Here is a 13,237-nt window from a genome sequence, read left to right as displayed (position 1 = left end):
CTTAAAATCTTCTTTTGTAAATCTTCTATCAAAGACTCTAACTCCGTTAATTAAAAGTCTTGAATACTTGTTTATAACAACCAGTTTATCATAAGCATCTAAGGCCTCTTCTATACTAATAAGGTAGTCATTAATATTTTCTGAATTAATGTCTTTAATATTAACAGCTTCTTCTTCCTTAAATTTAGAAGTTTGAGTTCTTTTTAGCTTTGTCATAGCTGCTCCTACTTCTAAATAGTTTCCTATATCATAACAAAGACTTCTAATATAAGTTCCTTTTGAACAGGTTACCCTCATAGTTATATATGGATTGTTTATTTTAATATTTTCTATATTAATTATTTTTACAGGTCTTCCTTCTCTTTCAACTTCAATTCCTTTTCTTGCAAGCTCGTATAGTCTTACTCCATTTTGTTTCAAAGCTGAGTACATAGGAGGAACTTGATTATATTCCCCTATAAAAGAATTAATAGCATTTAATATATTTTCATTAGTTAAATTAGATGGGTCTATTTCTTCAATAATCTCGCCTTCTAAATCGTAAGTGGTAGTTTTAATTCCAAGTTTAAATTCAACTTCATAAACTTTATTTGAATTCATAATGTAATCTATGATTTTTGTTCCCTTTCCAATACATACTGGAAGAACTCCAGATGCTTCTGGATCTAAGGTACCTGTATGTCCAACCTTCTTAGTATTCGAAGCTTTTTTTACTATTCTTACTACATCAAAGGATGTCATACCAGTATTTTTAAATATATTAATTACTCCATCCATTATAACAACTCTTTCTCGATTTCCTCTAAAATTTTATCCTTGGCTTCATCTAAAGTAACTCCATTTAATCTAATACCAGAAGCTTTAGCATGACCACCACCGCCAAACTTTTCTGCTATCTTTCTAACATCAAAATTATTTTTAGATCTTAAGCTTGCCTTTGCTCCGCCTTCTGTTTCCTTAACTAAAACTGCAACTTCTACACCTTTAATTTGTAAACCAAAAGATATTATATCAGATGTATCACCTATTTCTATACCAAGTTCTTCTCCATAGGACAATGGTATCTTAATTAAAGAAACCTTTCTATTAAATAAAAGCTCCATATTATTTATAGATTTACCTATTAATCTTATCTTTTCAAAACTATTATTATCAAAAAGACTTTGATATATATAAGTGTTATTTACATCAGCATCTTTTAATAATGCTGCAATTCTATGAGTTCTAGAAGTAACATTTGAATGTCTAAAGCCACCAGTATCTGTTACAAGTGAAGTATACAGGCAAGTTCCTATTTCTTTTATTTCATCATTTTTAGATTTAAAATCTACACCTAATATTTCTAATAATTGAAAAATAATTTCAGCAGTAGCTGCTGCATTGGTATCAACATAATTATAGTCACCATATTCATCATTTGATAAATGGTGATCTATATTTATTATAGTCTTATTAAAATTTTGAAGTTCGGCAGATATACGTTCATAATTACCACAATCTACAACAATTACTATATCAGTATCTTCAGTTGGTACTGTAACTAAACCATTACCTTCATTAGAAGATTTTAAAAACTGTAAATTGTCTGAAATTATGTCTTTTGAAATTAAATAAGCATTTTTATTTAGATATTTTAATCCATTTAATAGTGCAAGTGCACTACCTACTGCATCACCGTCTGGTGATACATGATAGGTAATGCCTACTTTAGTACTATTTGATATTATATTACTAATATCATATAATGTATTCATTATTTATCCTTAGTTTTATCTATAAGTTCTTCTATTCTCATGCTATAGCTTATAGAATCATCTAATTCAAATAGGATTTGAGGAGTATTTCTTAGATTCATTCTTTGACCTACTTCTCTTCTAACATATCCGCTTGCACTCTTTAATGCAGCAAAGGTTTCATTTTTTTCTTCTTCATTTTTACTGAATATACTTACAAATACCTTTGCATATCTTAAATCCTTACTAACCTTAACTGATGTAATAGACACCATTGCAGTCATTCTTGGATCCTTTATTTCATCTCTAATTATTATACTTATTTCTCTTTTAACTTCTTCGTTAATTCTTCCGCCTCTGTAATTAGCCATTTAAAATCACCTCTTTAATTAAAGCTGCTTTCTTTCAGTTGCTTGCATAGTAAATGATTCTATTATATCGCCTTCTTTTAAATCATTAAATCTTTCAACACTTAAACCACATTCATATCCAGCATTAACTTCTTTTGCATCATCTTTAAATCTCTTTAATGATGCTAATGTTGATTCAAATATTACAATACCATCTCTAATAACTCTAACTTCAGAATTTCTTATAATCTTACCATCTAAAACATAACAACCTGCAATAGTTCCAATATTAGATATTTTATAAACCATTCTAACTTCAGCTTTACCATTAATTACTTCTTTATATTCTGGATCAAGCATTCCAATCATTGCTGATTTAACATCTTCAATTGCATCATATATAATTCTATAAGTTTTAATTGATACGCCTTCCTTATCAGCAATGATAGAAGCATTTGAGTCAGGTCTTACATTAAATCCTATTAATAATGCATTTGATGCTGTAGCAAGTGTAACATCTGTTTCAGTAATTGCACCAACTCCACCATGAATAACTCTTACTCTCACATCATCAGTAGATAGTTTTTCTAAAGATTGTTTTATAGCTTGAACAGAACCTTGTACGTCTGCCTTTACTATTATTCCAAGTTCTTTAACAGTTCCTTCTTGAATTTGGCTATATAAATCTTCAAGTGAAACTCTATTTGCTGAATGGAAACTTTCATCTTTAATTTTTTGTTTTCTTATTTCAGCCATATTTCTTGCTGTCTTTTCATCCTTAACAACAGCGAATCTATCTCCAGCTGATGGTACTTCTGAAAGGCCTAAAATTTCTACTGGTATTGAAGGACCAGCACTCTTAATAGTCTTACCTTTATCATCAAACATAGCTCTTATTCTACCATAAGTAGAACCTACTAATATTGAATCTCCAACATTTAATGTACCATTTTGAATAAGTAAAGTTGCAACTGGACCTCTTCCTTTATCAAGCTTAGCTTCTATTACTGTTCCCTTTGCTTTTCTCTTAGGATCTGCTTTAAGTTCTGCCATTTCAGCTGTTAATAGAACCATTTCTAATAATTGTTCTATATTTTCTCCTGTTTTAGCTGATACAGGAACACAAATAGTGTCTCCACCCCAGTCTTCAGATACTAATCCATATTCAGTTAATTCTTGTTTAACTCTATCAATATTAGCTCCTGGTCTATCAATTTTATTAATTGCAACTATCATAGGAACTTCAGCTGCCTTACAGTGGCTTATAGCCTCTTTAGTTTGTGGCATTATTCCATCATCTGCTGCAACAACTAATATAACTACATCTGTAACTTGAGCTCCTCTTGCTCTCATTGCTGTGAAAGCTTCATGTCCAGGAGTATCTAAAAATGTTAATTTTTCTCCATTTAAATTAACTGTATAAGCACCTATATGTTGTGTGATTCCACCAGCTTCGTTTGCAGTAACATTAGCTTTTCTAATAGAATCTAATAGTGATGTTTTACCATGGTCAACGTGACCCATAACTGTTACTATAGGAGGTCTCTTAACAAGATTTGCTTCTACAACTTCTTCATCTTCTACTATTTCTAATTCTTCTTTTTCTTCTTTTTTTACTACTAAGCACTCATATTTTTCACATACTTTTTCAGCTGTTGAAAAATCTATTTCTTGATTTATTCCAGCCATTACTCCTGTAAAAATAAGAGTCTTAATAACATCTGCAGTAGGTCTTCCAATTTTTTCAGCTAACTCTTTTACAGTTATAGTTTCACCAATTTCAACTACTCCTGAGCCACCTTCTCCTACAGCATCTACAGCGTCTTCATTTTTCTTTTTCTTTCTTTTTTTAGCTTGATTATTAACTTCTTCAGCTAATATTTCTTCATATTCATCTACAATTGTCTTCTCAGTAGATTTTTCTGTATCTCCAAGTAATTCTTTAATTAATTCTGCATCTTCATCTTCTATTACGCTCATATGATTTTTCACATCAACGCTAAATTCATTCATTAATAATTCTATAAGATCTTTTGAGCTTATGTTAAGTTCTTTTGCCAATTCATATACTCTGATTTTTGACAATAAAATCACCCCCGGTTAAATTTTGGTACTTTGATCTTCATAAAGGGTATAAAGTTTATTAGCCATATTTTTATCTGTTATAGCTAATATTTTCACTTCTTCTCTTCCAATTGAAGATCCTAATTCTTCTTTCGAAAAATCTTCAATAAACACTATATTCTTTGTTAAACAATGATTCTTAAATTTCTTTTTTGTACTATTTGAAGCATCATTAGATATTATAAATAAGAAAATATTTTTTCTGTTTCTCTCTTCATCACATTTACTATAGCCTTCAATTACATTTCCAGATCTTTTTGCTAAACCAAGAAAATTAAAAAATTTATTCATTTATTTCTTCCCTTAATCTTTCATATATTTCATTATCTATAGCTATGTCTAGGTTTCTTGAAAGTCTTTTAGCTTTAAATGCCTTTTCTAGGCATTCTATATCTTTACATATATAAGCTCCTCTTCCAGACTTTTTCCCAGTTAAATCAACAGAAACTTCACCTTCCGGACTTTTAACAATTCTTATAAGTTCTTTTTTAGGCTTCATTTCCATACATCCTGTACACATTCTTAAAGGAACTTTCTTTACTTTCATAAAAAAATCCTCCCTTATTCTAAGATTTCAATTTCTTCATTTAAATCATCTGATTCTTCTTTTTTCAAAGCTTCTGCTTGTGATTTACTTTTTATATCTATCTTCCAGTTAGTTAATTTTGCTGCAAGTCTTACATTTTGGCCTTCTTTACCTATAGCAAGAGATAATTGATTATCATCTACAACAACTTTAGCTGATTTATTTTCTTCAGACACTACAACTTCTAATACTTTTGCAGGGCTTAGAGATGCTGCTATGAATTCTTCAGGATTTTTACTCCATTTGATTATATCGATTTTTTCACCTTTAAGTTCATTTACGATATTTTGTACTCTAATTCCTTTAGGTCCTACACAAGCACCCATTGGATCAACATTTTCATCATTTGAGTAAACTGCTATTTTACTTCTTGAACCAGCTTCTCTTGAAATGCTCTTAATTTCAACTATTCCTTCATATATTTCAGGAACTTCTAATTCAAATAATCTTTTTACTAATCCAGGATGAGTTCTAGAAACTAGTATTTGAGCTCCTTTAGATCCATTTTTAACTTCTACAACGTATAGTTTTATTCTTTCGTTAAATTTATATTCTTCTCTTGGAATTTGTTCATTTGGTCCAATAGATGTTTCTATTCTACCAAGGTTTACAAAAACATTTCCTTTATCTTTTCTAAGAACTGTTCCTGTTATAATGTCATATTCTAATTCCTTGTATTCAGAATACACTATATTTCTTTCTGCTTCTCTTATTCTTTGTGTAACTACTCCTTTTGCTAGTTGTGCTGCCACTCTACCAAAGTTTTTAGGAGTAACTTCTAAGTCTACTATATCATCAAGATCATATCTTGGGCTTATTTCTTTAGCTTCCTCTAAACTTATTTCAGTTACATAATCATATACATCCTCAACTACTACTTTTTGAGCATATACATGTATTTCTCCTGTTTCTCTATTTATACTTACTTTTACATTTTGTGCAGAAGTTGTTGGACTTGCATAATTCTTCTTATATGCTGCCACTAATGCATCCTCTATAGTAGTAAAAATTAAATCTTCGCTAATCCCCTTATCTTTTACAATTTCTTTAAGAGCAACTATAAACTCTTGGTTCATTTTAAATTCCTCCTTATTATATTTCCCCTTCTAAATTTGCTGATTTTATTTTATCTTTAGGAATTGTAAGTAATTTTTCAGCTTCATATTCAACAACAACTGAATCTTCTGTTACTTCCTTTAGTATGCCTTTTACATTTTTTCTACCCTCAAAAGATTTTGTAAATCTAATAAGAACTTCTTTTCCAATTTGCTTTTTGTAGTGAACATCAGTATATAAACCTCTATTTAAACCTGGTGATGATACTTCTAAATAATACGCATCTGGAATTGGATCCTCTACATCCATAATTTCACTTACTCTTCTTGATAACTTTTCACAATCAGTTAAAGTTATACCGCCATCTTTATCAATATATATCCTTAAATAATATTCTCCATTTTCTTTTACATACTCAATGTGATAAATTTCATAATTTAATTCATCTGCAACAGGTCTTACTAATTGATAAATCTTTTCTAATAATGCATCAACTTTCATATTAACCTCCTTTATATTCAATTTTAATAAAGTATTACTATTACACTCAATCTATAAAAAAAGCAACTAAATGGTAGTTGCAATTAAATAGAAAGAGCGGGCATTTTCACTCCCACTCCTAATTCTCAGCTATTAGTAAATTACTTCCTTTATATTCTAACACAATTTCCTAATAAATACAAGGGGTAGTCAGCAATTTATTAATCCCATTATACTTATTACTGCCCTTATATATAATTATTATACTAGTTAGAATAAAGATAATTGATTTGTTTCTGACATCCCCTCAAGACATCCATGATTACTTAAGGTTTCTATAACAGTTTTTGAAACTTTAGATCTAAGTCTTAAATCTTCCTTAGATATAAATTCACCATTTTTTCTTGCTTCAACTATACTCTTCGCTGCATTTTCTCCAACACCTTGAAGAGCACTAATTGGCGGTCTTATACCATCTTCTTCTATAGTAAACTTTGTAGCTTCAGAAATATATAAATCAACTTTTTTAAATTTAAGCCCTCTTGCATAAAGTTCATAGGAAAGCTCTAATACTGTAATTAGACCTTTATCCTTTGCAGTAACTTTATTACCTAATTCATAAAGTTCATCTAGTTTTGCTTTTATAGCACCAGAACCCTTACATATTAAATCCGCATCAAAATCATCAGCTCTTACTGTAAAATATGTTGCATAATAAGCTTCTGGATAATAAACTTTGAAATAGGCTATTCTTACTGCCATCATTACATAAGCAACTGCGTGGCCTTTAGGGAACATATATTTTATCCTTTTACAAGATTCAATATACCAATCAGGAACATCATTTTCTTTCATAGTTTTTTCAAAATCTTCTGTTAGCCCTTTACCTTTTCTTACACTTTCCATTATTGTAAATGCCATCTTAGGAGGTACTCCTGCATACATTAAATAAACCATAATATCATCTCTTGTAGAAATACAGTCTTTTAATGTTGTATATCCCTCTTTTATAAAGTATTGGGCATTATTAAGCCATACATCTGTACCATGGGAAAGTCCAGAAATTCTCACCAAATCTGCAAAGCTTTTTGGTTGTGTATCTACTAGCATTCCTCTAACAAACTTTGTTCCAAACTCTGGAAGACCATAACTTCCAACTTCACATCCCAGTTCTTCTTTAGTTACTCCTAAAGCATCTGGCGAAGTAAATAAAGAAATAACTTTTTTATCATTTAAAGGGATAGTTTTAGGATCTACACCAGTTAAATCTTGAAGCATCCTAATCATTGTAGGATCGTCATGCCCTAGTATATCAAGCTTAAGTAATCTACCCGATATTGAATGATAATCAAAGTGCGTAGTAGTTACATCTGAAGTGGAATCATCTGCTGGCCTTTGAATAGGTGTAAAGTTAAAAATTTCGTTATCACTAGGAACTACCATGATTCCACCTGGATGCTGACCAGTAGTTCTTTTAATTCCTGTACATCCAATAGTTAATCTTTCTATTTCAGCACTTGTAGCCCTTAAGCCTCTTTCATCTAAATATTTTCTTACATATCCATAGGCTGTCTTTTCTGCTATAGTACCTATAGTTCCAGCTTTAAATACATATCCCTTACCGAATAAAACTTCTGTATACTTATGTATTTCACCTTGGTTATCTCCAGAGAAATTAAGGTCGATATCTGGTTCCTTATCACCTTCAAATCCTAAGAAGGTTTCAAATGGAATATCGTGACCATCTTTAATATATTCAGTTCCACATTTTGGGCATTTCTTATCCTCTAAATCTGCTCCTGAGCTAACAGAACCATCTAAGAAGAATTCTGAATTCTTACAATTAGGACAAACATAATGTGGAGGAAGTCCATTAACTTCGGTTATATTTGACATAGTTGCAACGAAGGAAGATCCAACGGATCCTCTTGAACCAACTAAGTATCCATCTGCTAATGACTTAGCAACTAATTTTTGAGCAATTAGATATAGAACCGCATATCCATTATTAATGATAGAATTTAATTCTTTATCTAATCTCTTTTGTACTATTTCAGGTAATGGATCTCCATATATTGAATGGACTTTTTTCATTGTCATTTCTCTAATTTCATCATCTGCCCCTTCAATTTTAGGTGGATAAGTTTCATCTGGTATTGGTTTTAATACCTCTATAGAATCTGCTAAAATTGATGGATTAGTTACAACAACTTCTTTTGCTATATCTTGACCTAAATATGAAAATTCCCTAAGCATTTCTTCTGTAGTTTTTAAATATAGAGGTGGCTGATTATCTGAATCTGAAAATCCTTGCCCTGCCATTATTATTCTTCTAAAAATCTCATCTTGAGGGTCTAGGAAATGAACATCACCTGTTGCTACTACAATTTTGTTTAATTCTTTTCCTAATTTATATATTTTTTCATTTAAAGCTCTAAGTTCATTTTCATCCTTAACATTTCCCTTATCTATTAAATAACTATTATTTGCAATAGGTTGAATTTCTAAATAATCATAAAAACTCATTATTTCTTTAATTTCTTCATCAGATTTACCATCTAATACAGCTCTATAAACTTCACCAGCTTCACAAGCCGAGCCTATTATAAGACCTTCTCTCATTTCCATAAGCCTACTTTTTCTTGTTCTAGGGTGTTTATGAAAATTATCTAAATGTGCTTCAGAAATTAACTTGTATAAATTTTTCATTCCTTCTTGAGTCTTGGCAAAAATAATTATATGGAAGGTTTTTTCCTTTTTAATATCCATTTTTTGAAGGAATTCATTATTTAATTCTTTTATATTGCTTATATTTAATTCTTCAACCATTTTCTTAATAGATATTAAGAAAATCTCTGCAGTAGCCTTTGCATCATCAACAGCTCTATGGTGATTTTCAAGGCTAATTCCTAAATGTTTAGCAACTAGATTTAACTTAACCTTTTTTAAATCTGGATAAAGATATCTAGCTAAAGGAACAGTATCCATTACAGGATTCTTTAAAGTTTTTCCCATATCCATTAAGTTCTTTTTTATAAANTGGATATTCATGAAATATCAAAAGCTGCATTATGTGCAACTACTGCACACCCATCAATAAACTCCATAAATTTAGGTAATACTACTTCAATTGGATCTGCATCCCTTACCATTTCATCAGTTATACTTGTTAACTCTGTTATTTTATAAGGTATTCTACACTTTGGATAAACAAATTCACTAAAGGTATCTATAATTTCTCTGTTTTTTATTTTTACAGCTCCAATTTCTATAATCTTGTCATTATGAGGTGAAAATCCAGTAGTTTCTATATCAAATATTACAAAGGTATCATTAAAGTCTTCACCTTTATCATTAATAGCTATAGGAATACCATCATTAACTAAATATCCTTCAACGCCGTATAAAACTTTAATTTTATTTTTCTTTGCAGCTATTTGTGCATCTGGAAAAGCCTGAACTACACCATGATCTGTAATAGCTATGGCTTTATGTCCCCATTTAGCAGCTCTTTCAATTAATTTAGTAGCAGATGCAACACCATCCATAGCACTCATTGTAGTATGGCAATGAAGTTCAATTCTTTTTTCTTCTGCTCCATCCATTCTTTCAATTTTACTCATTCTTAGTATATCTCTACCCATGATAACTACTTCTCTAGCATAAGTATCGTATACCGCTTCCCCTCTTACTTTACAATACAATCCTTTCTTTACAGCATCTAATACTTCTTCTGTTTCTTGTGGTTTTAAGAAACACTTTACTGTAATAGAACTTGTATAATCTGTAATATAGAAAGTAAGGATAGTTTTACCTGTCTTGGTTTCTATTATATCAGTCTTAAATACTTCTCCAATTACTGCAACAATACCTGAAGTTTCATCAATTTCCTTAATTGATATAGCTTCTTGGCTTATTGATCTTCCTAAGATACTATTTTCACTTTTTGCTTCTCTCTTAAATTCACGTTTTTCATAAGACTTTTTAGGTTTTTGTCCTTTATTATCATCAGCTTTATCAGTTTTATTAGTATTTTCCTTAGAAATTGTTCTTCCACTAAATATTTCTTTTAGTACTTCTCTTTCTTGCTCTATTTTTTCCTCATAATTATTTTTAAGCTCTAAACTACTATCATAATCTAATTTAACTTTTGTCTTTAATCCAAAAACGCTTTCTATATTAAGAGCAATTTGTTTTGGTACACCTTTTGTATTTAAATGCTCGTTTATTTTTTCATACCCACTAGTTATGGTAATAGAATTTCCCTCTACATTTTTTACCCCTTTAGTCAAAACTGCCTTTGATAAAGGAACTGTTTTTAAAATATTTCCTATTACTTCAAGCCAATGTTTTTCAACCACTTCTTCTATGCTTAAAGAAGAAATATCTCTATAGAAAAGCACCTCAATATTGACATCTATATTTAAAGCTTTCTTAATAGCTTTCTTTACTTTATCTTCTTCTTCTTCATTTAATCCATCTTTACCCCTAAGAACAACTTTAAGAATATTACTTTTTTTGAAGAATTGAAATTTAATAATATTAATTTCTTTATCTTCTAAAGCATCTTCTTTATTAATTTCCTTTTTTATAAGCTTTAAAGCATTTTCACTCAATGACGCACCCCCTCTTAAAGACACATAATAAGAAATTGACAATGTAAAATGATTATTAAGTATTATATCACCTTAATTATTCATTATTCATTGTCAATTAATTCCACTACATATTTTCTATTTCTTTCATTAACTCTTCAACTAAATTTTCTTCTTTAACTTTTCTAACTATTAATCCTTTTTTAAATATTAAGCCTTCGCCATTTCCTCCAGCAATTCCAATATCAGCTTCTCTTGCTTCTCCTGGTCCATTAACTGCACATCCCATAACTGCAACCTTAATATTTTTATTGATACTTTCTAATCTGCTTTCCACTTCTTGTGCTATTTTTATTAAGTTTATTTGTGTTCTACCACAAGTAGGGCAAGATATAAATTGTAATCCACTTTTTCTAAGTTTTAAAGCTTTTAGTATTTCTTTGGCAACTTTTATTTCTTCTATTGGATCACTAGTTAAAGAAACTCTAACAGTATCTCCTATACCCTCTGCTAAAAGTGTTCCAAGTCCAATACTTGATTTAATAGTTCCTCTAAATGGTGTTCCTGATTCTGTTACCCCTAAATGTAATGGATAATCACAGCTTTCACTCATTAATCTATATGCATCTATCATCATTGTTACATCTGAAGATTTAATAGATACAACAATATCGTGAAAATCTAATTCTTCTAATATTCTAACATGCTTTAAAGCTGATTCAACTAATCCTTTTGCTGTTGGTCTTCCGTCTCTTTCTAGTATTTCCTTTTCAAGAGAACCTGAATTAACACCTATTCTTATAGGAATATTTTTAGCTTTAGCTGCTTCAACAACTATTTTAACCTTTTCTACTTTACCTATATTCCCTGGATTAATTCTTAATGCTGAAACGCCATTTTCAATGGCTGCTAAAGCAAGTTTATAATCAAAATGTATATCTGCAACTACTGGAATAGGTGATTTTTCACAAATTCCCTTTAAAGCTTCTGCAGCTATTTTATCTGGTACTGCACATCTTATTATTTCGCATCCAGCTTCATATAATTCATTAATTTGTGCTAATGTAGCTTCTACATCTCTAGTATCTGTATTGGTCATTGATTGGATTGATACTGGCGCATCTCCCCCTACATAGCAAGTTCCAACTTTAACTTTTCTTGTTTTTCTTCTTTCCATTTTATTTCCTCTCCTACAGTTGTATTGGGAATAATACATCCTTTATAGTTACTGCAATCATAAGTCCAAATAAAAGCATAATTCCAACATAATTCATAACTCCAACAATTTTATCTGGAACTTTTCTTCTAGTAATTAGCTCTATAAGTAATAATACTGTCCAACCTCCATCTAAAGCCGGGAATGGTAACATATTAAATACTGCTAAATTTATACTAATGAAAGCTATAAAGTACATAAGATTCCATATACCATTTTTTGCGGCTTCTCCAGACATTCTAATAATAGAAACAGGACCACCTACATCAGTTTTAAAATTAACCTTTCCAGTAACCATCATTTTAAGACTTTTATAAGTTTGATTTATTACTGCCAATGTTTCTTTAAAACTTTGTTTAAAACTTTCAACTATCCCTGGATTTTCTACTCTCTCGAATTGAAATCCAATCATATATCTTTCCCTTTGATTTTCCTCTACTAACTTAGGAGTCACAATAATTTCTTTTTGCTCCCCATTTCTTTCTATTAAGAAATTAATTGGATTATCCTTAGCTAAGTTAATTCCAATAGTTAAGTCATCTGCTGAAAAAACCTTACTACCATTAACTTTTAAAAATTTATCTCCCTCTTGTAAGCCAGCTTCTATAGCAGGCATGCCTTCTACTAAGTTATCTACTTTTGGTAGACTATAACCAAAATTATTTAAAAATGCTGTAAATATAACTATAGCTAACACAAAATTCATAAATGCTCCTGCTATAATTACACTTATTCTTCGAAGAGGTGACTTTGAAGAAAAACTTCTTTCATCATGAACTGCTTCCTCTTCCCCCATCATTTTAACATATCCACCAATAGGAAACAAACCAATTGAATATTTTGTTTCTTTTCCTTCAGTAGAAAATATTTTTGGCCCCATACCTATTGCAAATTCTTCAACTTTTATTCCATTTACTTTTGCCATTACAAAATGACCAAGTTCATGTACTATTATAAGCAAACTAAATCCTAATATTGCATAAATTATATTCAATCCCTTTTCCTCCTAATTCCATCTAGTCCTTATATATTTTCTAACCCTATTATCTAAGTCAATTATATTATCTATTGTTATTTCTTTTTTCTTATCTTCTTTA

At 30.1% G+C, this 13,237-nt stretch carries 10 protein-coding genes and 1 pseudogene; all 11 read right to left on the bottom strand.

The features are described 5' to 3' along the window. Nucleotides 1-777: tRNA pseudouridine(55) synthase TruB (gene truB, locus HUJ77_RS12590; RefSeq protein ID WP_291709151.1), on the bottom strand; the 777-nt coding region annotated here is incomplete at its 3' end. Beyond that, nucleotides 777-1,754, bottom strand: a complete 978-nt coding sequence (locus HUJ77_RS12585) for a bifunctional oligoribonuclease/PAP phosphatase NrnA (RefSeq protein ID WP_291709149.1) — start codon at nt 1,752-1,754, stop codon at nt 777-779. The genes truB and HUJ77_RS12585, both read right to left, overlap by 1 nt. After that, nucleotides 1,754-2,104: a 30S ribosome-binding factor RbfA gene (gene rbfA / locus HUJ77_RS12580; protein WP_291709147.1), complete on the bottom strand. Its 351-nt coding sequence runs from the start codon at nt 2,102-2,104 to the stop codon at nt 1,754-1,756. The genes HUJ77_RS12585 and rbfA overlap by 1 nt, the downstream gene beginning before the upstream one ends. A gap of 18 nt (nt 2,105-2,122) precedes the next feature. Then, complete coding sequence (gene infB / locus HUJ77_RS12575) at nt 2,123-4,168, bottom strand: translation initiation factor IF-2 (RefSeq protein WP_291709145.1); 2,046 nt, start codon at nt 4,166-4,168, stop codon at nt 2,123-2,125. A 15-nt stretch (nt 4,169-4,183) separates the two neighbouring features. Continuing rightward, on the bottom strand, nt 4,184-4,498 hold the full coding sequence (locus HUJ77_RS12570) for a ribosomal L7Ae/L30e/S12e/Gadd45 family protein (RefSeq protein WP_291709142.1): 315 nt from the start codon (nt 4,496-4,498) through the stop codon (nt 4,184-4,186). Next, nucleotides 4,491-4,754 (bottom strand): YlxR family protein, encoded by a 264-nt coding sequence (locus HUJ77_RS12565; protein WP_291709141.1) that lies wholly within the window; start codon nt 4,752-4,754, stop codon nt 4,491-4,493. Before HUJ77_RS12565 ends, HUJ77_RS12570 begins: the two co-directional genes overlap by 8 nt. A gap of 14 nt (nt 4,755-4,768) precedes the next feature. Then, a complete protein-coding gene (gene nusA / locus HUJ77_RS12560) occupies nt 4,769-5,869 on the bottom strand; it encodes a transcription termination factor NusA (protein ID WP_291709139.1) in 1,101 nt (366 codons plus the stop codon). A 16-nt stretch (nt 5,870-5,885) separates the two neighbouring features. Then, nucleotides 5,886-6,350 (bottom strand): ribosome maturation factor RimP, encoded by a 465-nt coding sequence (gene rimP, locus HUJ77_RS12555; RefSeq protein ID WP_291709137.1) that lies wholly within the window; start codon nt 6,348-6,350, stop codon nt 5,886-5,888. Nucleotides 6,351-6,599: 249 nt separating this feature from the next. Beyond that, nucleotides 6,600-10,945 (bottom strand): annotated as a pseudogene (locus tag HUJ77_RS12550) (PolC-type DNA polymerase III). Nucleotides 10,946-11,051: 106 nt separating this feature from the next. Further along, on the bottom strand, nt 11,052-12,101 hold the full coding sequence (gene ispG, locus HUJ77_RS12545; RefSeq protein WP_291709135.1) for a flavodoxin-dependent (E)-4-hydroxy-3-methylbut-2-enyl-diphosphate synthase: 1,050 nt from the start codon (nt 12,099-12,101) through the stop codon (nt 11,052-11,054). A gap of 13 nt (nt 12,102-12,114) precedes the next feature. Further along, complete coding sequence (locus tag HUJ77_RS12540; RefSeq protein ID WP_291709133.1) at nt 12,115-13,134, bottom strand: M50 family metallopeptidase; 1,020 nt, start codon at nt 13,132-13,134, stop codon at nt 12,115-12,117. Nucleotides 13,135-13,237 lie beyond the last annotated feature (103 nt).

Source organism: Clostridium sp. (genome assembly GCF_021443865.1).
GTDB lineage: Bacteria > Bacillota > Clostridia > Clostridiales > Clostridiaceae > Clostridium.
This window is presented reverse-complemented; position numbering and strand designations above follow the sequence as displayed.

Excerpts from the sequence above, each read along its gene's own strand:
- rbfA (WP_291709147.1), bottom strand. The coding sequence starts at position 2,104 with ATGGCTAATTACAGAGGCGGAAGAATTAACGAAGAAGTTAAAAGAGAA.
- ispG (WP_291709135.1), bottom strand. The coding sequence starts at position 12,101 with ATGGAAAGAAGAAAAACAAGAAAAGTTAAAGTTGGAACTTGCTATGTA.
- rimP (WP_291709137.1), bottom strand. The coding sequence starts at position 6,350 with ATGAAAGTTGATGCATTATTAGAAAAGATTTATCAATTAGTAAGACCT.
- HUJ77_RS12565 (WP_291709141.1), bottom strand. The coding sequence starts at position 4,754 with ATGAAAGTAAAGAAAGTTCCTTTAAGAATGTGTACAGGATGTATGGAA.
- nusA (WP_291709139.1), bottom strand. The coding sequence starts at position 5,869 with ATGAACCAAGAGTTTATAGTTGCTCTTAAAGAAATTGTAAAAGATAAG.
- HUJ77_RS12570 (WP_291709142.1), bottom strand. The coding sequence starts at position 4,498 with ATGAATAAATTTTTTAATTTTCTTGGTTTAGCAAAAAGATCTGGAAAT.
- HUJ77_RS12585 (WP_291709149.1), bottom strand. The coding sequence starts at position 1,754 with ATGAATACATTATATGATATTAGTAATATAATATCAAATAGTACTAAA.